The following is a 23,828-nucleotide window of genomic DNA, read 5'->3' on the forward strand; positions in this document are numbered from 1 at the left end:
ACCCCACCGTGACCCACCCCACCGTGCACCCCCGTCTGGCTGGAGCTGTCGTGTCGGCTGCCGGTCGGCCCGGGCAGCCCTCTCCAGCGTCGATGGTTGCGTGCTGGTGAGCGGGACGCCATGGCTCATCCGTGCCATGGCCGGATGCGCCTGCTGGGTGGGTGTGGGCGCCTTGCGCCACGGGCCTGTCGTGCGGGCCGGTATGTGCCGCCGCGGGGGCTGGCCGGCATGGTGGTAACGTCGTGGCGGTTCACGTCGGCCGTCGGCGTCGGTGTGGTTGGTCAGATAACTGATCAACGGCTGGCCGGCGGTGTTCTGGCCAGCGGCGTGTTCTGGCCAGCGGCGGTGTGGTTGGCCAGCGGTGTTAAGGTAGTGCAATCGGGGCTAGGCGCGGGGTGTTCTGCCGCGCCAGTCAGAGCCTCTGAGGGTGGCGGTGTCCGATCAGCGGTCGGGCCGCCCCGTCCTCGGGTGCTCCAATGCCCGTCCGACTTCAGCAAGGAGAACCGGTGTACGCGGTCGTGGCCAGCGGCGGCAAGCAGCACAAGGTCGCCGTCGGCGATGTCGTCGACGTCGAGCTCGTTCCGGGCGAGCCGGGTGCGGCCGTCAGTCTGCCCGCGCTTCTGCTTGTCGACGGCGACGTGGTGACCCACGACAGGGACGCGCTCGCGTCCGTCGAGGTGACCGCCGAGGTCGTCGAGATCGTCAAGGGTCCCAAGATCAGGATCCACAAGTTCAAGAACAAGACCGGCTACCACAAGCGGCAGGGTCATCGCCAGAAGCTGACCCGGCTGCGGGTGACCGGTATCGAGCCCGGGAAGGCCTGAAGCGACATGGCGCACAAGAAGGGCGCGAGCTCGTCGCGCAACGGCCGCGACTCGAACGCCCAGCGTCTCGGTGTGAAGCGTTTCGGCGGCCAGTACGTCAACGCCGGCGAGATCATCGTCCGGCAGCGCGGCACACACTTCCACCCCGGCGCGCAGGTCGGCCGCGGTGGCGACGACACACTGTTCGCGCTGGCCGCCGGGCATGTCCAGTTCGGTACCCGGCGGGGACGCCGGGTCATCAACGTCATACCCGTCGAGGAGCTTCTGTCCGCCTGATCAGGCGGGTGTTGCCGGTCGGCCGCGGTTGAGGAAGGCAGCGGTGCGGTGCCCACCTTCGTTGACCGCGTCATCCTTCACGTCACCGCCGGTGATGGCGGGCATGGCTGCGCGTCGGTCCACCGGGAGAAGTTCAAGCCGCTCGGTGGGCCGGACGGCGGCAACGGCGGCCGGGGCGGTGATGTCATCGTCCGGGTCGACCCGGACGTGACCACCCTGCTGGACTTCCACTTCCACCCGCACCAGCGGGCCTCTGGTGGACGGCCCGGCCAGGGCTCCAACCGGCACGGCGCCGACGGCGCCGACCTTGTCCTGCCCGTACCGGACGGCACCGTCGTCCTGCGGCCGGACGGCGAGCAGATCGCCGATCTTGTCGGCGCTGGTAGTTCGGTGGTCGTCGCCCGCGGCGGGCGGGGTGGGCGTGGCAACGCAGCGCTTGCCTCCACTCGGCGCAAAGCCCCCGGGTTCGCGGAACTCGGGGAGCCGGGGGAGCAGCTGGACGCCGTCCTCGAGCTCAAGACCGTCGCGGACGTGGCGCTGGTCGGTTTCCCCAGCGCTGGCAAGTCCTCGCTGGTGTCGGTGCTCAGCGCCGCCCGGCCGAAGATCGCTGACTACCCGTTCACGACGCTGGTACCCAACCTCGGCGTGGTACAAGCCGGCGACAACGCCCCGTACACGGTGGCCGACGTCCCGGGCCTCATACCCGGCGCGAGCACCGGGCGTGGGCTCGGCCTGGAGTTCCTGCGCCATATCGAACGCTGCTCGCTCATCGTCCACGTGCTGGACTGCGCCACCCTCGAACCCGGTCGCGACCCCCTGACCGATCTCGACGTGATCGAGGCCGAGCTCGCGGCCTACTCGACGGACCTGTCCGACCGGCCACGGGCCGTCGTCCTCAACAAGATCGATGTCCCGGATGCCCGTGAGCTGGCGGAGCTGGTCACCTCCGAGATCACCGCCCGTGGGCTGGACGTCTTCGCCGTGAGCAGCGCGACCCGCGAAGGCGTGCGGGCGCTCTCGCTCGCGCTGGCCGAACGGGTCGCCGAGCATCGGGCCGCGCGGCCGCCGCAGGCGTTCCAGCGGGTGATCATTCGGCCCCGCGCGGTCGACGAACCCGACTTCGCCGTGCGTGCGCAGGACGACGGGTTCGTCGTGACCGGTGCCAAGCCGCTGCGCTGGGTCCGGCAGACCGACTTCAGCAACGACGAGGCGATCGGTTTTCTCGCCGACCGCCTCGCCCGGCTGGGGGTGGAGGCCGAACTTGCCCGGCTGGGCGCGGAGTCCGGCGTGGCGGTCACCATCGGTGATGTCACTTTCGACTGGGAACCGCAGCTGAGCCGCCGCGCCGGCCGGATCATCGATGATCATGAAGGTGGGGCGGCCGGGCCGGAGTCGACCCTCGGCCCGCGGGGCAGCGACGACCGACTGCTCACCTCCACCCGGCTGACCCGTGCGCAGCGGCTCGCCCGCCGGGCCCGTGACCGCGAGGCCCTCGCCGGCCGGAACGCCGACCTGCACGGCCCGGACACCCCTGATGACATCGACAGCCGTGACAGCTCTGGCCTCCTCGGCGGCCCCGACGGACCCGGAGGCCTGGCGGACGAGGCCAGAGCGTGACCGTCCGTGATTTCGTGCTGCGGGCCGACCGGGTCGTGGTGAAGGTCGGCTCGTCGTCGCTGACCACCGCGGCCGGCGGTATCGACGGCGACCGCGTCGACGCCCTGGTCCGGGCGCTCCTGCCGCGGGCCGGCCGGCTGGTACTGGTCTCCTCGGGAGCCATCGCCGCCGGGCTCGCGCCGCTGGGCCTGACCCGCCGCCCCCGGGACCTGGCAACCCTGCAGGCTGCGGCCAGCGTCGGGCAGAGCATGCTGGTGCACCGGTACGCGACCGCGTTCGGACGCGCCGGCCACCAGGTCGGCCAGGTGCTGCTCACCGCCACCGATGTGGTGCGTCGCACCCACTACCGCAACGCCCGGACCACCCTCGACCGGCTGCTGGAACTCGGCGTGGTCCCCGTTGTCAACGAGAACGACGCGGTGGCCACCCAGGAGATCCGGGTCGGGGACAACGACCGCCTTGCCGCGATCGTCGCGCATCTGGTGTCCGCGGACCTGCTGGTCCTGCTCTCGGACGTGGACGGCGTCTACGACGCCAACCCCCGGCGCGGCTCGGCCACCATGATCCGCGAGGTCCGGAACGACGCCGACCTCGAGGGGGTCGGCACCCGGGGCGCCGGCAGCGCCGGCGTGGGCGTCGGCGGCATGGCAACCAAGATCGATGCTGCCCGGATGGCGGCCTCGGGCGGGGTCACGACGCTCATCACCTCGGCGGCGAACGCCGCCGCCGCCCTTGCCGGCGCCGAGGTGGGGACGGTCTTTCACCCGAGCGGCCCGCGGCGGGCGTCCCGGCTGCTGTGGCTGGAGCACGCGACCACCCCGCAGGGCAGGCTGTTCCTCGACGACGGGGCGGTGAACGCGATCGTGGACCGGCGGGTGTCGCTGCTGCCGGCCGGGGTCACCAAGGTCGACGGCGACTTCGCCGCAGGTGACCCGGTGGACCTGGTCGACCCGTCCGGGCAGCCGGTCGCTCGCGGGCTGGTTGCCTACGACGCCGCGGAGCTGCCCGGGATGCTGGGCCGCTCGACGTTCGATCTGGCCGCGGAACTCGGCTCCTCCTACGAACGGGAGATCGTCCACCGCGACGACATCGTGCTCCTCCAACGGAAGCCGTAGGCAGAAACCGTCGTCATTACGACGTTTTCCACCTACGGCTGCCGCCGCCGTAGGTGGAAAACGTCGTGACAACAGCGGTTTTCACCTACAGCTTCCGTACCAACAGCCAGTCAGCTCAGACGGTGGTGCGTACGTGGCTGCCGTTGGCCTGTTTGATGACGGTGATCTGGGTGGGGATACGTTGGCGCAGGTCCGCGACATGGCTGACGATGCCGACCAGCCGGCCACCGGAGCGCAGGCTGTCCAGGACGTTCATGACCTCCTCCAGGCTGTCCGGGTCGAGGCTGCCGAACCCCTCGTCGATGAACAGCGCGTCCATCGCCTGGCCGCCGGACTCGGCGGTGACCACGTCGGCGAGGCCCAGCGCCAGGGACAGGGCGGCCTGGAAGGTCTCCCCGCCGGACAGCGTGGCGGTGTCGCGCCGCCGACCCGTCCAGGCGTCCTCGACCAGCAGGCCGAGGCCGGCCCGCCGGCGCCGGTCCCGCCGCTCACCGCTGTCGTGGACGAGGGTGAACCGGCCGCCGCTCATCGCCGACAGGCGTCCGCTCGCCGCGGTCGCGACCTCCTCGAGACGGGCGGCGAGGACGAAGCTCGACAGCGGCATGCCGTGGCGGTTGCCGCCACGGCCCGTGGCCAGTTCGGCGAGGCCGCGCAGTTCCTCCGCGGCCTCGCGCAGCGGCGGTACCGCGGCGAACGCGGCGGCGAACGCGGGCACCAGGTCGGACAGCCGCCGGGCCCGGTCGTCGGCGCGCGCCGCTTCGGTGAGCGCCGCTTCGTGCCGCTGCCGGGCCGCGAGCGCGTCCGCCTCCCGCTCGGCCACCGGCGCCGGCCTGTCCGGATCAACGGCCAGCTGGGGGCTGGCCAGATGGGACCGCACACCGACAAGGTCGTCGCGGTGGGCGGTCAGGCGTGCCTCGGTGTCGACGATCCAGCCTTCCTCCCGGCAGGCTGCCTGGGCCGCGGCCACGTCCGGGAAGCCGGCGGCGTGGGCGTCGTGGCTCGCGCCGGCCGCGGCGCGGCGGTACTCCTCCTCGGCCAGGGCCGTGGTTGAGGCGGCCGCGTGGCAGTCAGAGTAGGCGTCGGCGAACTGGGCGACCTCGCGCTGGCGGGCGGCCAGCCGCCCGACGTCCCGTAGCTCCGGTGGCAGGCTGGCCCGCTGCCGCTCGGCCCGGGCCCGGCACTCCTGCGCCCGGGTGCGGGCGAGCTGTTCACCGGCGGCGTGGCCGGCCAGGTCGGCCGCGGCCCGGGTCTCCTCCTGACGCACCCGCTCAAGCGCCCGCTCGGCGGCCGGGAGGTCGTCGGCCTGCGCGGCGAGCGTCTCGGCCCGGTCCGCCAGGCCGACCGCGGCCTGCTCGAACGCGTCGACGGGGAGCACGGTGGGCAGTTCGGGGCCTGCGGGCAGCCCTTCCAGCCGTGTGACACCGTCCGCGGCACCGTGGCCGGCGACCTTGTGATCGGCATGATGATCAGCCTGGTGATCGGTGTGCTCGACCTGGCGGTCGCTCCCGCGATCGGTGGGACCGTGCTGGGCGGGACCGTGCTGGGCGGCGCTGTGGCCGGTGGCTCTGGGGTCGGCGGTCCTGCGGTCGGCGTGCCCGGCGGCCGCGCGGCCGGTGTTCTCGCGACCGGTGGTTTCGTGATCGACAGCGTTGCCACGATCATTCCTGTGATCGGTTTTCCCGTCGTTCCCGCCGGGGACGGGGTCGGGCACGCCCAGGACGGTTACCGTCGCGAACGCCCTGACCGGGCGGGGAGGCCCGCTACCGACATCCTCGGAGGGCAACGGGCCGCGCGGTGCGACGGACTCGACGCGCGTACCGCCGGCCGGACCCACCGCCGTGACGTCCACCACCGGCGTGTCCGCTGTTGTCGCACCTGCCGTTGTCGCGTTCGCGGACACCGTGTTGTTCGCCGGGTTCGCAGGCGCCGGGTTCGCCGGCGCCGGAGCTGTTGGCGGGGTGTTCGCCGTGGTCGATACGCCCACCGTGCCCACCGTGCCCACCGTGCCCGCTGTGCCGATCGCGCCAGTCCTGTCACCGGCCGGGCCGAGGTCGGCCGCGGGTGCGGTCTGCCCCGGGGCGGCCGGGCCGGCGGGCCCGGGGACGGCGGTGGCGGGCTCCACCTGGTTGGCCAGCGCGCGCGTCAGCGTGCGGATCCGTTCGTCGAGCCGGTCGGCGTCGCGGCGGGCGTCGGTGGCCTGCGTCGCGAGCCGGTTGGCGATGGCTTCGGCCGCGAGCTCGTCGTCCTTGCTGATGTGGTCCGCGCGGGCCTCGGCCGGGTCGGGATGCGTGAGGGAACCGCAGACCGGGCAGGGCGAACCGTCGACCAGGGCGGCGCTGAGCTCCGCGGTGATCGCGTCGAAGCGCTGCTGACGGATGTCACCGGCCTGCTCGCGGGCCAGCCGTGCGGACTGCTCCGCGTCGTGCGCATGGGTGAGGGCCTGCCCCCGTCGGCGTACGGCGGCGGCCAGCTCGGCGGCCGTCCGTGCCTGCTCGCGTGCGCCTGGCAGGGCGGTTGCGGCGGCCCTGGCACGGCTGTGCCTGGCCTCGAGGGTACGGCGCTGTTCGGGCAGCTCGGCGCGCAGGTATCCGGTGAGGGTGGCGACGGCGGCCGCGTGCGTGTCGGCGTCGATGTCGGCCGCCGTGGCGGCGGCGTCGTCCGCGTCGGCGGCGGTCAGGATGTTCGCGAACTGCTCGAGGCGTCCCATGTCGGTGTGGGCGACCCGGGCCAGCCGGGCCAGCTCGTCGACGTCGACGTCGTGCCGGGCGCCGAGCAGTTCCAGACGGTGGCGGCCGGCGTCCTCGGCCAGCCGTGCCCGGGTCAGGTCGTCCGCCCGCTCCCGTACCTGGTCCAGGGCACGGCGGACGGTGGCGGCACGGCGGGCGGCGGCCAGCTCGGCGGCCATGACCTCGATCGCCGAGAGCTGCGCTTCGAGTGTCGCCAGCCTGGCGTCGAGCTCACGCCGCTGCTGTTGGCGTTCGGCGAGCCCGCGGGTGAGGTCGAGCGACTCCTCGGCCTGTCGGCGGGCCTCGGCGGCTGCTCCGGCATGCTGCGTGGCCGTGCGGGCGGCGGCGTCCGCGGCAGCGGCAAGGCCGGCGACCCAGTCGGCGTCGGTCTCGAGATCGTTCGGTTCGGTGGCCGCGGCGGCCTCGGCGGCCCGGGTCGCCACCCGGGCGAGGTCGCCGCGGGCGGCGGCCAGCCGCTCGCCCGCGATCTTGGCCTGGTCGGCGAGCCACTGTTCGGCGTGCTCGAACCGGCTGACGGCGAACAGCCGCTTGAGCAGCCGTTCCCGCGCATCGTGGTCGGCCTGCAGGAAGTCGGCGAAGCGCCCCTGCGGTAGCATGATCACCTGGAAGAACTGCTCGGCGGTCATCCCGAGCAGCCGGCCGATCTCGAGCCCGACATCCTCGTTGCGCTGGGCGACGGACTCCCAGCCGGTGTCGGTCCGGTGCCTGAGCAGGGCGGTCGGGTTCACTCGGGAGCTGCCCCCGCCGCCGCGCCTGGGCCTGTCCCAGGCGGCCGTCCGGGTGATCTGGTAACGCTGCCCGGACACGCTGAACTCCAGTTGCACACGCGGCTGAGCGTCCGCGCCGGCATGGTGGGAGCGCAGGTCCTTCGCGCGGGCCCGCAGCCCCGGAACGACTCCGTAGAGGGCGAAGCCGAGCGCGTCGAGCAGTGTGGTCTTCCCGCCGCCGGTCTCGCCGCACAGTAGGACTAGGCTACCGGCTCCGAGCCGGTCGAAATCCAGTTCGATCTTGTCGGGGAAGGCTCCGAAGGCGGCGAGTTCCAGCCGGTGCGGGCGCATCAGGCCGCGTCCTCGGCCCGGCGGGCGTCGTCCAACGCCGCCTGTAGCAGGGCCCGTTCGCGCTCGCTCGGCTCGGACCGCACATGTGTGACGAACGCCTCGGCCACCGCGAGATCGGAACGCCCGTGGACGCGCCGGCCGTAGGTGAGCTCGTCGCCGGTGGCGTCGAGGGCGGGCTCGTGGCTGAGGGTGAGCGCGAAGGGGAAGCGGCGCTGCAGGGTCGCCATCGCGTCCAGCGGGCGGACCGGGTCGGTGAGCACCACCGAGACGAAGTCGGCGGTGTGCCGTTCGTGGTCGACGGCCGTCATCAGCTCCGCCAGCCGGCCGCGCAACCGGGCGAGGCCGCGGTACACGGGGACCGGGATCTCCTCCAGCCCGCACAGGCCGTCCGCGTCGATTTCCACCAGCAGCGACGACTTGACGTCGCCCGCCTCGGAGAACGAGTAGGGCAGGGGCGAGCCGCTGTAGCGCAGGCCCTCGTCCAGCGCCTGCGGCCGGTGCAGGTGCCCGAGCGCGGTGTAGGTGACCCCGTCGAAGAGCTTCGCCGGGACGGCCGCGAGCCCGCCGACGCTGATGTCGCGTTCGCTTTCGCTGGCCTGGCCGCCGCTGACCCAGGCGTGGGCGCAGACGATGCTGCGGCCGCCGCGCCGGGCCCGGTCGGCGTGCACGGCCCGCATGGCCCGGCCCAGCGTCGCGGCGTGCGACAGCGCTCTACCAGCACCGATCGGGGCCCTTTCATTGCTTTTCGTGTTCACAATATCGCTGACCGTCGTCGATTTATTGCTATTCGTATCTTCTCTGCTGCTATCTGTCGTCGTAACCGTGTCGCCAGGGTGGGCCGCGTCGTCGGGGCCCGGGATGGGAACCGCCGGCAGGGCGTCGGCCACCGCCGCCGGTTCCAGGTAGGGGAGCGCGTAGACGTGGACGGGTCCGTGCGCGTCCTCGATGGTGACGGGGGTGGCGATGGCGGACACGTCCGTCCTGATGCGCACCCGGGGGTCGAGCAGCCCGGCCTTGTCGCCGAGGCGGGCGCCGGCGTCGTGGTTGCCGCTGATCACCACTACGTGCGCGCCGGCGTCCCGCACCCGGGACAGCGCCTCGTCGAACAGCCGCATCGCCGCGACCGGTGGGATGGCCCGGTCGTGGACGTCCCCGCTGACCACGACGAGGTCGACGCGTTCGGCCCGGACGACCTCGACAAGATGGTCGACGAAGGCGGCCTGCGCCGCCAACAGGTCAAATCGGTGCAGAGTACGCCCGAAGTGCCAGTCGGATGTATGCAGCACGAGCATGTCTGCACGGTAGGACGCGCCGCCGATGCTTCCGCACGCGGGTACGGTTTGTGTGCGTGCCCGTGGTGCCACGGAACCCGTGCCGCCACGGAAATCGTGACCGGGCCGCCGGCGGCCCGTGGGGGAATCCTCGTGGCTGCCCTGACACGCCGGTAACCTCGTAGTGCCACGGAAATGTGGGCCGTCCGGACGCCCCGGGCCGGCTTCCGGGCTCCCGGGCTGGCGTCGCCGAGCCGGTGGGAGCCCTGGATCCGGTGGGGACCCCGGGTGCGGGAACATCGTCGTGCCGCCCCGGCCCTGCGCGGTCTGAGGAACGCGGGCCCCGGCGGCAGGAGCATGATCGTGCCGCCGTCGGTCCGCCGCCCTGCACACGCGGTCCTCCGGTGGCCCGGGAACATGATCGTGTCGTTTCCGGCCGCTGGGCGTGGCGTGTCGGACGAGCGTCAGGTCGGGAGGAACTGGTCATGAACAGCCTTGCGGAGGATGTCCGCGAGACCGCGGTCCGGGCGCGTGACGCCGCGGCCGTGCTCGCACCGTTGTCCCGCGCGGACAAGGACCGCGCGCTGCACGCGATGGCGGACGCGCTGCTCGCCGGCGCCGGGCCGATCCTGGCGGCCAACGGCGCGGACGTGGCCGCCGCGCGGGCCGCGGGCACCGGCGAGGCCATGATCGACCGACTCACCCTCACACCTGACCGGCTCGCCGCGATCGCGGACGGCCTGCGCCAGGTCGCGCTGCTCGAGGATCCGGTGGGCACGGTGGTGCGTGGCCGGGTGCTCCCCAACGGGATCGAGCTGCGTCAGGTCCGGGTGCCGCTCGGCGTGGTCGGGATCATCTACGAGGCCCGCCCGAACGTGACGGTCGACGCCGCGGGCCTGTGCCTCAAGAGCGGCAACGCCGTGCTGCTGCGCGGCAGCGCCTCGGCCCTGCGCACCAACGCGGCGCTGGTCGCGGCGCTGCGGGACGCCGCGGCCGGGGCCGGGCTGCCCGCGGACGCGATCGCGCTCGTGCCCGGCGCCGACCACGAGTCGGTCAAGCAGCTCATGCGCCTGCGCGGTCTCGTCGACGTGCTGATCCCGCGCGGCGGCGCCGGGCTGATCCGGACCGTGGTGGAGGAGTCCACCGTGCCGGTGATCGAGACCGGGGTCGGTAACTGCCACGTCTACGTCGACGTCGACGCGGACCTCGACCAGGCGCTGGCGATCGTCCTCAACGCGAAGACCCAGCGGGTGTCGGTGTGCAACACGGCGGAGACGCTGCTGGTGCATGCCGGTGTCGCGGACGTCTTCCTGCCGCGGGTGCTCGCGGCGCTGCGGCAGGCGGGGGTGACGATCCATGGCGACGACGCGGTCCGTTCCCAGGACCCGTCGGCGCTGTCCGCGACGGAGGAGGACTGGGCCGCCGAGTACCTGTCGCTGGACCTGGCGGTGCGGGTGGTGGACTCCCTCGACGACGCCGTCGCGCACATCCGCCGGTGGGGCAGCGGGCACACGGAGGCGATCGTGACCCGTTCGCTGGCCGCCTCCCGCCGGTTCATCGCGACCTGCGACAGCGCGGCGGTCATGGTCAACGCTTCGACCCGCTTCACCGACGGTGAAAGGTTCGGTTTCGGCGCCGAGATCGGAATTTCCACCCAGAAGCTGCACGCCCGTGGGCCGATGGGCCTGACCGAGCTGACCTCCACCACCTGGGTGGGCGTCGGCGACGGCCATCTGGTGGTTTAGAGCGGGGCGCCAGCGGCGCGATCATGCTTTTGTGGAGCCGGTGGTCCGTGTCCTTGGACGCCGGGCGGCCGGGGCTGCCCGCGGGTGGGCATCAGGTCGGTGACCTGGCCGAACAGGGGGACGCCGACGGCCGGGTCGTGCTGCCAGGTACGCTTCTGGCTCGGTAGGGGGGATAGCTCTGGACATTCCGTTACTTGTCTCCTGGTCCGAACCGTGATCAGACAAGAGACGGTCTGCTCGTTCGAGCGTTTCGGGGGGCGTCGGATGTCGAAATTCCATGGTGTGGCTGTGCGAACGACGGAGGGAACGCCGTGTCGGATGAGGATGTGCCGACGGGTGCCAGGTCGCGCACGGCGGACATGATTGTTTATGCGTGCGGTGTGGCGGGACTGATCGCCGTGGTGGGGACGTTCCTGCCGTGGGCGGGCGCGACCCTCACCGACCGGGGTGCCGATCTGCTGCACAGCAACAGATCGGGACTGGAGCTGTCCTGGCACGGCAAGGTGGTGCTCGGACTGGGCATTCTCGGCGTCGTCATCAGCGTGCTGCTGTCCGAGATCCCCCGTGCCCGCCCGTTCGGGCTGGCGCTGCCCGTCGTGGGTGGCGCTATTGTCGTCCTCAGCGCTGTCAAGATCAATGCAGGGGACGTGATAGCCGCCAAGCTTCTGCGGCTGCGGATCGGCACGTTCCAGACGGACAATCCCGTGGCCACCGCCGAGGTGGGCCTGGGTCTGTGGCTCAGTCTCGTAGCCGGTGTCGCGCTCGTCCTCGGTGGGCTTTTTCTCGGCCGGTCCGCGTGGCGGGTGACCGGCACTTCCAGGCGGCCCTCCGGCGGCATATCCGGTGACGTGTCCGGTGGTATAGCCCGGTGACGCCAGGCGCCTGTTACGCCCGTTGCGCGTTGGTCCGGCGCGCCCGCCGGCCCGACTCCGGGAGCGGTGTTCCGCGGCCGCCATAGCGCCTTGACGGCATGACGTCCTTGGTAGATCGCAACCAGCACGGATCGATCCGGGCATGGCGCCAGCGGCACGCGGTTGACGCCCGGCCCCACCCGGGTCGGCGGACCGCTGGCCGTGAACGTGCCGACGACGGATGAATACCTGGCACCCATCCCTGTCCCGACGTGGACCGGTTCACCGGTCTGCATGCGACGTGTGATCTGCATGCGACGTATGTCGTGGCGCTGACCGCAACCCGCGGGTGGCACGAGTCCTTGGAAGAGAATTGGCCTACGACTACACCTCCTTCTCGAAGCTCGCGGGTCCGCTTACCCTTCCGCCTGCTGGCACAGAGTATCGCGTTGCCTACCGTAAGGTGATGGTAGGGCGGGAGCTCTGGATGGTGCTGCCGCTGTTGATAGCCACCGTCGGGTTGTCGTCGCTGTTCTTCGTCTGGCTGATCCAGCCGGGCCACTTCCCCAAGAGCAGGTACCTGCCGACGCCGGTGCGCATCGGCAACCTGGTCATGTTCTGGACGATCGTCGTCTCCGAGGGCATCCGGTTACTTAATTCGGTCACTCTTTGCTGGGCCGCCTACATCATGCGCAACCCGGTGCCGGTCCGGCCGCCGGCAGGCCTGCGGATCGCGTTCACGACCACCATCGTCCCGTCGAAGGAGCCGCTGGACGTCGTACGCGACACCCTGATCGCGGCCCGGCAGATCCGTTACGGCACACCCATCGACATCTGGCTGCTCGACGAGGGGAACGACCCGACGGTCCGCCAGATGTGCAAGGACCTCGGGGTCAACCATTTCAGCCGCAAAGGGGTCGAAAGGTGGAACCAGCCGAAAGGGAGGTTCCGGGCCAAGACGAAGCATGGCAACCACAACTCCTGGCTGGACGCCCACGGCGCCTCCTATGACGTCGTGCTGTCGGTCGACCCCGACCACATTCCGCTGCCGAACTTCGCCTCGCGCATGCTCGGCTACTTTCGCGACCCCGATGTCGCCTTTGTCGTGGGGCCGCAGGTCTACGGGAACTTCCACAGCTTCCTGACCCGGGGCGCGGAAGCGCAGAACTACATGTTCCACTCGGTCATCCAGCGGGCCGCGAACCGGTTCGACTGCGGGATGTTCGTCGGCACGAACCACGCCTATCGGGTGTCGGCATGGCGACAGATCGGCGGGTTCCAGGATTCGATCACCGAGGATCTGGCCACCTCTTTTGCTGTACACGGAGAGCATCAGCCTACCTCCGGACGGCACTGGAAGTCGGTGTACACGCCGGACGTTGTAGCGGTTGGCGAGGGGCCGGCTACCTGGACCGACTTCTTCAGTCAGCAGTTGCGGTGGGCTCGTGGTTCCAACGAGGTCATGGTCACCGAGTCGGTACGCCGGCTGCGGAAGCTGCCGTGGGGACACCGCCTGCACTACTCCACCCTGATGTTGCACTATCCGACCGTCGCCCTCACCTGGCTGATGGGAATGATGCTCACGGTCAGCTACATGGCCCTGGGGTCGACCGGGGTGACCGTGCAGATATCGTCCTGGATGGCGCTCTACATCGACGTGGCCGTGACCAGGCTCCTGCTCTACATCTGGCTGCGACGGTTCAACATCAGCCCGCATGAGGAGAAGGGCACCGCCGGCATCTCCGGAATCTTCGTCTCCATGCTGTGCACGCCGTTCTACTCGACCGCCTTCGTCGGCGCGCTGTTGCGGCGTCCGCTCGGTTTCGTGGTCACGCCCAAGGGGCAGAGCGCCAGCCCCGACCGGCTGCTGACCTTCCGTAAACACATCTTCTGGGCGACGATATCCGGGCTCTCCGTCGCCGCCGCGGTCGGTTTCGGCCATGTGTATCCGGCGAACATGGTCTGGGCGGCGTTGTCGCTGATCATCTGCCTGCTCCCCATCTTCATGTGGTGGGGGTCCCTGATCGCCGGCCGGCTGCGTTCCGTCGGCGAGCCCGGCCTGCTGCCGGCGGTGGCGTCCGAGCAGTCGGGCGTACCCCATCAGGCGACGGCATCCGAAGCCCCGGTGAGCGCCTCCGCGGCAACCAGAACAGCGGTGCCCGAGACCACGGTGGTCATCGCCACGGCGGAAAAAGCATCGTCCACGGCGCCAGGAAAATCAGCGCCGGAAAAAGTGGCGCCGGGAAGACCGAAAAAAACGACTCCGGAGAAGCCCGTGCCCGCGGTCGTCGCGCCGGCCGCCTCCTCCTCGGGGTATGTCGAGGAAGTCACGAAGGTGCTCAAGCGGCCGGCCACGCTGTCGGCGCCCGCGTCCGGCGGGCGGCGCGAGGAGGTCACCCAGACGACGGTCGTGCCGGCGCTGTCGGCCTCCGCGCCCGGCGGATACCGCGAAGAGGCCACCCAGACGATCATCCTGCCGGCGGTGCTGTCCTCGCTCCAGCCGATCGGCTACTCCGAGGAGACCACGCAGAAACTGATCCGACCCACGCACGGATCCGGATCGGGGAAGCCCGCGAAGCCGGGGAAGCCAACCCGCCGCACCCAGGACGGTGCCGGGCGCGGGGGGCGGTCCGTGGTCGCGGTGGCGGCCTCGGCCGAACAGTCGGCGGCGGGAGGTCCTGCCCGTGGGCGCCCGGAACCGGGCACCTACACGGAGGAGGCCACTATGAAACTCACGCCACGCCGTCGCCGTGTTTCCGGTGACGGACTGCTCGAGGAACTGACATGATGGTATCCACCCAGAAACGCCGGGTACGCCGACGGCGGCTGGTTCAGTTCAGTATTCTGCTTGTTCTGATTCTTGTTGGGAACGGCCCGTTCGCCGTGTCGTGGGCCAGTGAGCAGTACGCCGAATGGCAGTCCAACCAGCCGGACTACATGCGTACCCACGGGCGTTGGGACATCGTCGCCGACAACGGCACCCGGTCCATTCACGCGGCTCTGCTGCGTACCGGCAAGGTCCTGCTCATGGCCGGTTCCGGCAACGACCAGGCCAATTTCGACGCGGGGAAGTTCACCACCGCGCTGTGGGACCCGGTCGCGAACACCTTCACCGACGTCTACACACCATGGGACGTCTTCTGCGCGGGGCACGCCTTCCTCCCCAACGGCAACCTGCTGATCGCCGGGGGGACGAAGAAGTACGAGGTCCTGGCACAGGACTCGCCCGACGGCAAGAAGCACGAGTACCAGGGCCTGAAGGACTCCTACATCTTCAACCCGGACACCGAGCGGTACGAGAAGACCGCTGACCTGATCCACGCGCGCTGGTATCCGACCCTGGTGACCCTGGCTGACGGCACGGTGGTGTCGGTCTCCGGTCTCAACGAGAACGGCGACATCGACCAGGGCAACACCGAGTTGTTCAGGGCGGCCACCAGGACGTGGACGGACAGCCACTACCTGAAGAAGATCTTCCCTACCTACCCGTCCCTGCTGCTCGCCGCGGACGGCCGGTTGTTCTTCTCCGGCGCCAACGCCGGTTACGGCCCGGCGGAGGTCTCCGAGCGCCAGCCCGGCCTGTGGAACCTCGCGGACAACTCCTTCCAGCCGGTCAACGGGCTGCCCGAACCAGAGATCAACGAGACGGCCGGGACGATCATGCTGGCGCCGGCCCAGGACCAGAAGGTGATGTTCATCGCAGGCGGCGGCGTCGGCGACACCCAGGCCGCGAGCGCCCGGACCGCCATCGTCGACCTGTCCGCGCCCGAGCCCGCCTACGTCAGCGGCCCGAACCTGACGCTGGCCAAACGGTATCCCGGGGCCGTCGTCCTGCCCGACGACACGGTGCTGGTCTCCGGAGGCTCCGCCGGCTACCGGGCCAAGGACTCCCTGACCGCCGAGATCTACCATCCGGACACCAACAGCTTCACCCCGGCGGCCGATCCGCACGTCGGCCGTGACTACCACTCCGAGTACATACTGCTGCCGGACGGGCGGGTGGCGGTCTTCGGCTCCAACCCGTTGAGCGACGACAACTTCTTCGAGACCCGGGTCGAGGTGTACTCCCCGCCCTACCTCTACAAGGGCGAGCGCCCGGCGGTCTCCGAGGCGCCGACCGAGATCACCCGGGGCGCCGCCATCACCGTGAAGTCGTCCCAGCCAGCGTCGAAGGTGCGTCTGATCCGACCGGGTGCCTACACCCATGTCACCGACACCGAGCAACGCTCCGTGGCGCTGCCGATCACCCAACAGACAGGAGGCAGCGTCACACTGGACGTCCCCGAGAACCCCAACCTGCTTCCGTCAGACTGGTACATGCTTTTTGTGACCAACGACGAGGGTGTTCCCTCCGTTGCCACCTGGGTTCATGTTGGATGAGGAGGGCTTGTATTGATCTCCAGGTTGGTCCGCTGTGTCACGAGGGAGCGGGGGCCGGGAGCTGACCGGTCGCGGCGCGCTGCCCGGGTCAGGGTCACCGCGGTCGCCGGCGCCATCTCGGTGCTGTCCGCGTGCGGTGGCTCGGACGGGCCGGACCCGCCCCCGGCCACGACCTCCGCGCTGACCGCGGTCGGCCCGCAGTGCCCCGCCGGGGACCCCGCCGGCCACGGCGCGGTGGAGGGGCCAGGCCCGCGCGGCCCGATGCCCCGGGCACCGTTTCTCGTCGACCCCAACAGCCAGCCGGCTCAGGTGACGCGCCAGAACCCGGCGGCTGGGACGGCCGCCGCGACGATCGCGACCAGACCGTTGGCCTACCCGGTCGGGGACTGGCTGGGGGACAGCGTCCAGGCCCAGGTGGCGGCACGCGCGGCCGAGGCGGAACGCACCGGCAGCACCGCTGTCTTCATGGTCTACGCGATCCCGCACCGTGACGTCAGCGCGGGCTTCTCCGCCGGCGGTCTACCCGACGCGGGCTCCTACCGGGCCTTCACCAGGAAGGTCGCGGCGGGCATCGGCCACCGCAACGCCGTCATCGTCCTGGAGCCCGACTCGTTGGCGCAGCTGGACCACCTGGGGCACGCCGAGCAGGAGGAGCGCTACCAGCTGCTCAACGACGCCGTCGACGTCTACGGTGGGCTTTCCGGCACCAGCGTGTACCTGGACGGGGCCAACTGCGGCTGGACGGACGCACCGGTCATCGCCGACCGCCTGGAGCGGGCGGGCGTACAGCGGGCCCGCGGGTTTGCCGTCAACGTGTCGAACTACTACCACACCCAGGACGAGGTGGCCCGCGCCGACATGATCTCGGCGCTGACCGGCGGCAGCCATTTCGTGGTCGACACCTCACGCAACGGCCGCGGCCCGGCCAGTGGCGGCCTGAAGGACGCCTGGTGCAACCCGCCGGGGCGGGGGCTGGGCATCACGCCGACGGCCGACACCGGCAACCCACGCGCGGACGCCTTCCTCTGGATCAAGGTGCCAGGAGTCAGCGACGGGGAGTGCGGCCGGAACAACCCTTCAGCCGGCACCTGGTGGCCGGCCCAGGCCGACGAACTCGTCCGTAACGCCACGTCCTGAGCGGGACCTTTGCTGCCCTGGGGCAGCGGTCCGCCGTACCCCGGCTGTTCCCGGACCCGTCCGCGGCGGTACTCCCGGTGCCGGCGCGGACGGTCCGGGATGAGCCAGCTCATGGACGAAATCGGTGTGACCGTGCGCCGCGTGCCGTTTCGTGAGGCGCCGGGGAATCGGCCTGCCGCTGGCCGGGCGCATTGGTTCCGGCGTGCCGGCCGCCCGTTCTGGCGTGATTCAGCGGATTGTGTTCCCGGCCGGGAGCGCTCCCGGTGCCCGGCCGTCGCGAAACAGAACAACGCCTTCATGCCGGGCCTTCATGCCGGGCCCGCATACCGGTTCGCCCCGCTCGGGTGGGTGGCGGCCGGGCCGCGCCTCGGGCATACGCCCGCCGCCGGCGGGATTCTCCCGTCCGCCACGTCTGCAGAATCACAATGAAAAAACAACGTCGATTGTTTTTCCGGCAACCGGAGGTAGTCGTCGGTGGTCGTTGTCGTCATCCTGCCGGCATGCTGCTGGCATCGTGTCGACATGCTGCCGGCATGGTTCCGGCGTAAGCGTGACGGCGGGCGCTGGCCTGTGTCGGCTTTCCGCGCCGTCGGTGCGGCCGCTGCTAAACTGCCGGTACGGACAGGGGGTGAGCAAGAAAGCCAGCGCATCCAACCGCCCGTTCGGAGGTCGTGTGTCGACAGAGGTGCATGGAAGGCCCGGGCGCCGGACCGCCCGCCATGCGCATCGTCCGAAATCCCGCCGGCCGCGATGGATATGGTTGGTGCCGGTCGTCGCCGCCGCCGTATTCGCGGGTTTCGGTTGTGTACGGGTGGTGTTCCCCGAGACCTCTCCGGCCTCGTCCTCGGTGGACGTGGTGATCCCGCGCCCGGTCGGTACGGTGGCCGCCGGGCCGCTGACCGCTGTTGCCTCGCTTCTCGGCTCGTTGGCCCCGGCGCCGGCACAGACCCCTGCCGCGCCAGTGGCGCAACCCACACATCCCGCCGGGCACGCCGGGGCCCCCGCCGCGCGGCCGCTGCCGGCACAGCCGCCAGCGGCGCCGGCAACGGCCAGCGGCAATCCGTTCGCCGGGAGCAGGTTCTACGTCGATCCCGACAGCGAGGCCGTGGCCGCGGTCGCCCGGCTGCGTAACAGCGTGCCCGCGGACGCCGCCGCGCTGAGCCGGATAGCGAACACCTCGCACGCCGACTGGTTCGGCGGTGACACCGCGAACCCGGACGCCGTGCGGACCAGGGTCGCCGGGCGCGTGAACGAGATCCGGGCGGCCGGTGCGCTGCCGGTACTAGTCGCCTACGCGATCCCCAATCGTGACTGCGGCAGCTACTCCGCTGGCGGAGCCGGTAGCCCGGATTCCTACCGGGCGTGGATCGCCGCTTTCGCCGCCGGTATCGGCCGGGGCTCGGCCGCGGTCATCCTCGAACCCGACGCGATCGCCCAGACCGACTGCCTGTCCGCGGCCGACCGCCAGACCCGGTACTCGCTGCTGAGCAACGCGGTGGACGTGCTGGCCCGCGCTGGCGTGGCCGTCTATCTCGATGCCGGGAACGCCACCTGGCACAGCGCCGCCGACACCGCCGCGAGGCTGCGCGCCGCCGGCGTCGACCGGGCCCGCGGCTTCGCCCTGAACGTCTCGAACTTCGACGAGACGGCGGACGAGCGTGCCTATGCCGCCGCGGTGTCCGCGGCGCTGGGTGGCACCGCCCACGCTGTCATCGACACCAGCCGCAACGGGCTCGGCCCGGCCCCCGGCAACGTCTGGTGCAATCCGCCGGGCCGGGCGCTGGGCGCCGCGCCGACCGGTAACACAGGTGATCCGATCGTCGACGCGTATTTGTGGATCAAAGTCCCTGGGGAGTCGGACGGGACGTGCAACGGCGGGCCCGGCGCCGGCCAGTGGTGGCTCGACTACGCACTGAGCCTGGCCGCCCGCGCCGCCGGCTGACCAGCCGCCCGTCGGCCGGCGTGGGTGAACCGTGCTGCCCGGTGGGTGCGACGCTCGCGTCGCAGGTGGGTGCATTGTTGACGGGTGAACTCCCACCGGTTCCGATCCCGGACACGGCGATCCCGGACACGACGGCTCCGGGCACTGCGGTCCCGGACGCTCGCGGCCGCGTTCCTCGCCGGCATCCTGCTCGCCGTGCTGGTCACCGGCTGCGGTTCCTCGGGAACATCCGGCCAGCGGGGCAACGGGCTGGTGCACCTTGACGATCTCCCGGGTGCCGCGGGTGTGCGCGGGGTGGCCTTACAGCAGCCGCTGGGCAAGCCGGACATCCGGCTGACCGGCACAGACGGGCGTCCCTACGACTTCCGGGCGGCCACCGCCAGCCGGCTCACCCTGCTGTTCTTCGGGTACACCCACTGCCCGGACATCTGCCCGACCACCATGGCGGACATCGCCGCTGCGCTGAGCACGTTGCCGCCAGCGGACCGCGCCCAGGTGTCCGTGGTGTTCGTCACGTCCGACCCGCAGCGAGACACCCCGGCGGCCCTGGGCAGCTGGCTGGCCCAGTTCGACCCGTCGTTCGTCGGGCTGACCGGCCCGTTCGAGACGGTCGCCGGTTACGCCGAGCAGCTTGGCGTCACGCTTGAGCGGCCACAGCGGCAGCCCGACGGGTCGGTGACCGTTTCGCACGGCACGCAGGTGACGGCCTTCAGCCCGAACGGGACCGCCCGTGTCGCGTACCTCGCCGGCACCAAGGTCGCCGACTACGTCCACGACATCCCGCTGCTGATCGCCGGCCGTACCTGACCTCCCCACGCCGGCCGGCGGCCGTCCACGTGCTGGTCAGGCCGCGCTGGCGGCCATGCCGGGTTGGAGATCAGGCCGGGTTGGAGATCAGGCCGCGCTGGCGGCCAGGCCGGGGTGGAGGTCAGGTCGCGGTGTAGTAGGCGGCGAGGCTGGCGAAGTCCTCCTTGCCGTGCCCCGCGTCGGAGGCCTCCGTGGCCAGCGCCAGGGTGGTCGTGGCCATCGGCAGCGGTCGGCGGGCCGAGCCGGTGGCGATCCGCAGATCCTTGATCAGACCGTCGAGGGTGAACGTGGCGGGCTGGAAGTCGTTGTCGGCGAGCATCGACTGCTTGTAGTTCAGGATGAACCCCAGCGCGCCGCCGGCGAGTTCGGAGCGCAGCAGGTCACGGTCGACACCCAGGTCCGATCCGAGCCGCAGCGCCTCGCCGAGTGCTCCGGTGGCCAGCGCCAGGCCCAGGTTCACGACGGCCTTCAACGCCGTGGCGGCGCCGACACCGCCGACGTGCCGGGTGGTGCCGAACCGGGACAGCAGTTCCTCGGCGGCGGCCGCGTCCTGTTCGCTCGCGCCGACCAGCACGCGCAGGGTGGCGTCCCGAGCCGGTCCGATCGTCCCGACCACGGGTGCCTCCACGTAGCGCAGCCCGGCCGTGGCGGCCACCCGCCCGAGATCCCGTCCGGTCGCGGGCGCGATCGTCGTCGTATTGATCACGAGGGTGCGTGCGGGCGCGCCGGCGACCACGTCGCCGAGCACCTGACGGGCGGAGGCGTCGTCGAAGAGCATCAGCACGACCGCGTCGGCGCCGGCCACCGCGTCCCGTACGGAGGCGGCCTCGCGCGCGCCCGCGGCCACCAGCTCCCGGGCCCGGCCCGGTGTCCGGTTCCAGATCGTCAGTTGGTGGCCGGCCTCGATGACGTGGCGGGCCATCTCCCGTCCCATCCGTCCCATGCCGAGAAAAGCGACGTTCATGGTTCTGCCTCCCCCTACGTGTTGCCCCGCGGGCCTGTGGGCCGAAGCCGGTGCGACGACGTTTCTTCCGTGCTTCCTCCGCGTCGAGGTTCCCGGTGGATCCTCCGGATCCACCGGTCCTGGGAAGCCGCCGCCACCGGATCGCCGGGTTTTTCGGTTTTCGGGCCCTCCCCGCTCATGAGAGTGTGGACCTGGACGCGCGCGGTGGCACGCAAAGGCTGTGCGGTCGCGTCGGGCAGCCCATCGCTGGCACTATGGACGAGGGGCTGAATCACACAAGAGGTGTATATGCCGCTACAGCAGCACGCTTTCGCCGATGTGGCGGATGTTCATGACCGGCTGCGAGCGGCCGGCTACCTGGCGGATCATGCCATAGCGACGACGGTTTTCCTTGCGGACCGGCTCCGCAAGCCGCTGCTTGTCGAAGGGCCGGCCGGCGTGGGCAAGACCGAGCTCGCCAAGGCCCTCGCGTCCGCGACCGGCGCCGAACTGATCCGTCTGCAGTGCTATGAGGGGCTGGACGAGGCCCGGGCGCTGTACGAGTGGAACTACAAAAAGCAGCTTCTGCGTATCCAGGCCGGTCGCGACGAGGCGTGGGACGAAACCCATGACGACATCTTCAGTGACGAGTTCCTGCTGTCCCGGCCGTTGCTGACCGCGATCCGGCGCACCGACCCGACCGTGCTGCTCATCGACGAGACCGACAAGGCCGACGTCGAGGTCGAGGGCCTGCTGCTGGAGGTGCTCTCCGACTTTCAGGTGACCATCCCCGAGCTGGGTACGATCGTCGCCCGCCAGCGTCCGTTCGTGGTGCTGACCAGCAACGCGACCCGGGAGCTGTCCGAGGCGCTCAAGCGTCGCTGCCTGTACCTGCACCTGGGCTACCCGTCCCCGGCGCGGGAGAAGGAGATCGTCCTCGCCTGTGTGCCGGAGCTGCCCGAGCAACTGGCCGAGGCGATCGTCGGCACCATCCGGGCGCTGCGCGCGATGGAGCTGAAGAAGGTTCCGTCGATCGCCGAGACGATCGACTGGGCGCGGACGGTCCTGGCGCTGGGGATCGACACCTTCGACGAGGAGGCCGTGGCGTCCACCCTGGGTGTCGTTCTCAAACACGTAAGTGATCAGACGCGAGCCATTGGCCAGCTCAAACTCAGCTCGAACTGATCATGTCTGATCTGGATTGAAATAACACAGAGTGTTATTTCATAGCACGGCGTGACGCGATGGGATGTCCGGGATGAGTCTGCTGGACCGTACGGTGGTGTTCACCGCCGCGCTGCGACAGGCGGGGATGGCGGTGAGCAGTGCCGAGACCGTGGACGCTGTCCGCGCGCTCACGGCCGTCGGGCCACTCGACAGGGAGGCGCTGCGCGCCGGGTTCGCGGCGACGATGTGCAAACGTCCGACCAACCGGGTGACCTTCGACACGCTGTTCGATCTCTACTTCCCGCCGGTGATCGGCGACGGGCTGTCCGTCGATGCTTTCCCGGCTGGCGAGGACGGCGTGCCGGGGACGGCAACCGATCCGCCCCAACCGGGCGGTGCCGCCGACAACAATCATGATCTTGAGCTGTTGCGCCAGGCCCTGCGCGGGGAACTGCTGGACGTCCTGCTGCGCGGGGACGACGAGGAACTGCGTCGCCTCGCCCGCGAGGCCGTGACCAGGTTCGGGTCGGCGCCGGGTGCGCCCGGCCGGCGCTCCTGGTTCGCCTACCGGGCCCTGCGGGCGTTGTCCCCGGACACTCTCGTCGCGAACCTGCTGAGCGCGATGCTCGGCGAGCAGGAGGCCGGCGGCCTCGCGGAACGGGTCGCCCGGCAGACAATCATGGAACGCATCCGCACCTTCGAGGAGATGGTCGCCACCGAGGTGCGCCGCCGGCTCGCCGAGGAACGCGGGGCCGACGCGGTCGCACGGACCGCGGTCAAGCCCCTGGCCGAGCAGGTCGACTTTCTGCGCGCCTCCCAGCGGGACCTGGCGGAGCTGCGCCGCCTGGTCCACCCGCTCGCCCGCAGGCTCGCGACCAGGCTGACCGCGCGTCGCCGCCTCGGACGCTCCGGCCGGCTCGACTTCCGCCGCACGGTGCGCTCCTCGCTGGCCACCGGCGGGGTGCCGATGGAGACCCACCACCGGCCGCACAAGCCGCACAAGCCCGAGCTCGTCGTGCTGTGCGACGTCTCCGGGTCGGTGGCGTCCTTCGCGTACTTCACGCTGTTGCTGACGCATGCGCTGCGGGAGCAGTTCGCCCGGGTCCGGGCGTTCGCGTTCATCGACACCACCGACGAGATCACCCGTTTCCTGCGGGGCGCCGACCTCGGCGACATGATGGCGCGGATAGCCAACGGAGCCGATCTGGTGTGGTTCGACGGGCACAGCGACTACGGGCACGCCTTCGAGGTGTTCGCCGACCGGTATCCGGACGCGGTCGGCCCGAAGACCTCCCTGCTCGTGCTCGGGGACGCCCGCAACAACTACCGCGCGACCGCCGCGCCGGTGTTCGGGAAGCTGTGCGCGCAGGCCCGGCACGCCTACTGGCTCAACCCCGAACCGCGTACCTACTGGGGTTCGGGCGACTCGGCCACCCGCGCCTACGCCGACCTGGTCGACGAGATGGTCGAGTGCCGCAACGTCGAGCAGCTCCAGTCCTTCATCGAACGCCTCCTGCCCTCCTGAGCCGATCGTCTCCGCCCTGGCGGACGTTTCACGACGTGACCGGAAAACCGGGGTGAACCGAAACGGCCGAGCGGGCGTCCAACCTTCCAGGAGCTGGCAGCGCGAGAGCTGACACCTGACGGAAGGGTGGCCACCGGGATGGTCAGAACAGGTCCGAACGTCCGGGATCCCGACAGCGCCCCGGCGGCGCCCGCGACGGTGGCGCCACCGCCAGGAGGGACATCGACGGCGGTGGCGGAGCCACCGGCCTCGGCGTCGGCGGCTGCTGCGGACCGGCGTGATGGTGCCGCGACGGCCACGAGAGGCACGGCAGCCAGAGAAACCACAGCGGCTGGCGGAGGCGCTGGCGGAGGCGCGGCAGTCACGGGAGCGCTGGCAGGCGCGAGGGTCGCGGTCACACGCGGCCCTTTCAGGTGGCGTCTG

General features: G+C 71.0%; 17 protein-coding genes. 13 read left to right on the plus strand and 4 right to left on the minus strand.

The genetic code is table 11. The annotated features are described in order from the left end of the window. On the minus strand, positions 1-297 hold a 297-nt coding region (locus CM1CMNOD_RS22270; RefSeq protein WP_207387473.1), incomplete at its 3' end, for a hypothetical protein. 209 nt (positions 298-506) lie between these two features. On the opposite strand from CM1CMNOD_RS22270, the gene rplU reads away from it, so the two are divergent. From rplU to proB, 4 genes are read left to right on the plus strand one after another with little or no spacing between them, the layout of a single operon-like run. Continuing rightward, positions 507-824, plus strand: coding sequence for a 50S ribosomal protein L21 (gene rplU, locus CM1CMNOD_RS06950; RefSeq protein WP_013872957.1), 318 nt, complete (start codon positions 507-509; stop codon positions 822-824). A gap of 6 nt (positions 825-830) precedes the next feature. Next, positions 831-1,100, plus strand: coding sequence for a 50S ribosomal protein L27 (gene rpmA, locus CM1CMNOD_RS06955; protein ID WP_013872958.1), 270 nt, complete (start codon positions 831-833; stop codon positions 1,098-1,100). A gap of 48 nt (positions 1,101-1,148) precedes the next feature. Continuing rightward, positions 1,149-2,717 (plus strand): GTPase ObgE, encoded by a 1,569-nt coding sequence (gene obgE, locus CM1CMNOD_RS06960; protein WP_013872959.1) that lies wholly within the window; start codon positions 1,149-1,151, stop codon positions 2,715-2,717. Further along, positions 2,714-3,832, plus strand: coding sequence for a glutamate 5-kinase (gene proB, locus CM1CMNOD_RS06965; RefSeq protein ID WP_013872960.1), 1,119 nt, complete (start codon positions 2,714-2,716; stop codon positions 3,830-3,832). Before obgE ends, proB begins: the two co-directional genes overlap by 4 nt. A gap of 115 nt (positions 3,833-3,947) precedes the next feature. Here proB and CM1CMNOD_RS06970 read toward each other — a convergent pair whose 3' ends face one another. Then, positions 3,948-7,637, minus strand: a complete 3,690-nt coding sequence (locus CM1CMNOD_RS06970; protein ID WP_013872961.1) for an AAA family ATPase — start codon at positions 7,635-7,637, stop codon at positions 3,948-3,950. Continuing rightward, positions 7,637-8,929, minus strand: coding sequence for an exonuclease SbcCD subunit D (locus CM1CMNOD_RS06975; RefSeq protein WP_013872962.1), 1,293 nt, complete (start codon positions 8,927-8,929; stop codon positions 7,637-7,639). Before CM1CMNOD_RS06975 ends, CM1CMNOD_RS06970 begins: the two co-directional genes overlap by 1 nt. Positions 8,930-9,393: 464 nt before the next feature. On the opposite strand from CM1CMNOD_RS06975, the gene CM1CMNOD_RS06980 reads away from it, so the two are divergent. The 7 genes from CM1CMNOD_RS06980 to CM1CMNOD_RS07010 all read left to right on the plus strand — a co-directional run bounded on the left by CM1CMNOD_RS06980 (position 9,394) and on the right by CM1CMNOD_RS07010 (position 19,770). Further along, a complete protein-coding gene (locus tag CM1CMNOD_RS06980; RefSeq protein ID WP_013872963.1) occupies positions 9,394-10,653 on the plus strand; it encodes a glutamate-5-semialdehyde dehydrogenase in 1,260 nt (419 codons plus the stop codon). Positions 10,654-10,964: 311 nt separating this feature from the next. Further along, on the plus strand, positions 10,965-11,525 hold the full coding sequence (locus tag CM1CMNOD_RS06985; protein WP_013872965.1) for a hypothetical protein: 561 nt from the start codon (positions 10,965-10,967) through the stop codon (positions 11,523-11,525). 466 nt (positions 11,526-11,991) lie between these two features. Beyond that, the gene (locus CM1CMNOD_RS06990; RefSeq protein WP_237703024.1) at positions 11,992-14,292 is read left to right on the plus strand and encodes a glycosyltransferase family 2 protein; all 2,301 of its coding nucleotides are present in this window, start codon (positions 11,992-11,994) and stop codon (positions 14,290-14,292) included. Then, positions 14,289-15,884: a kelch motif-containing protein gene (locus CM1CMNOD_RS06995; RefSeq protein ID WP_013872967.1), complete on the plus strand. Its 1,596-nt coding sequence runs from the start codon at positions 14,289-14,291 to the stop codon at positions 15,882-15,884. The genes CM1CMNOD_RS06990 and CM1CMNOD_RS06995 overlap by 4 nt, the downstream gene beginning before the upstream one ends. Before the next feature lie 12 nt (positions 15,885-15,896). Next, on the plus strand, positions 15,897-17,021 hold the full coding sequence (locus CM1CMNOD_RS07000; protein WP_013872968.1) for a glycoside hydrolase family 6 protein: 1,125 nt from the start codon (positions 15,897-15,899) through the stop codon (positions 17,019-17,021). Positions 17,022-17,784: 763 nt separating this feature from the next. Then, positions 17,785-18,963, plus strand: coding sequence for a glycoside hydrolase family 6 protein (locus CM1CMNOD_RS07005; RefSeq protein WP_237703025.1), 1,179 nt, complete (start codon positions 17,785-17,787; stop codon positions 18,961-18,963). Between the two features lie 84 nt (positions 18,964-19,047). Beyond that, positions 19,048-19,770 (plus strand): SCO family protein, encoded by a 723-nt coding sequence (locus tag CM1CMNOD_RS07010; RefSeq protein WP_013872971.1) that lies wholly within the window; start codon positions 19,048-19,050, stop codon positions 19,768-19,770. Positions 19,771-19,891: 121 nt separating this feature from the next. Here CM1CMNOD_RS07010 and CM1CMNOD_RS07015 read toward each other — a convergent pair whose 3' ends face one another. Next, positions 19,892-20,734: an NAD(P)-dependent oxidoreductase gene (locus CM1CMNOD_RS07015; RefSeq protein WP_013872972.1), complete on the minus strand. Its 843-nt coding sequence runs from the start codon at positions 20,732-20,734 to the stop codon at positions 19,892-19,894. Positions 20,735-21,022: 288 nt separating this feature from the next. On the opposite strand from CM1CMNOD_RS07015, the gene CM1CMNOD_RS07020 reads away from it, so the two are divergent. Then, positions 21,023-21,898, plus strand: a complete 876-nt coding sequence (locus tag CM1CMNOD_RS07020) for an AAA family ATPase (protein ID WP_013872973.1) — start codon at positions 21,023-21,025, stop codon at positions 21,896-21,898. Between the two features lie 73 nt (positions 21,899-21,971). After that, complete coding sequence (locus tag CM1CMNOD_RS07025) at positions 21,972-23,405, plus strand: vWA domain-containing protein (protein WP_013872974.1); 1,434 nt, start codon at positions 21,972-21,974, stop codon at positions 23,403-23,405. The last annotated feature ends 423 nt before the right edge of the window (positions 23,406-23,828 follow it).

Origin of the sequence: Protofrankia symbiont of Coriaria myrtifolia (assembly GCF_900634755.1) — a bacterium.
In the GTDB taxonomy this organism is placed as follows: Bacteria; Actinomycetota; Actinomycetes; order Frankiales; family Frankiaceae; genus Protofrankia; species Protofrankia coriariae.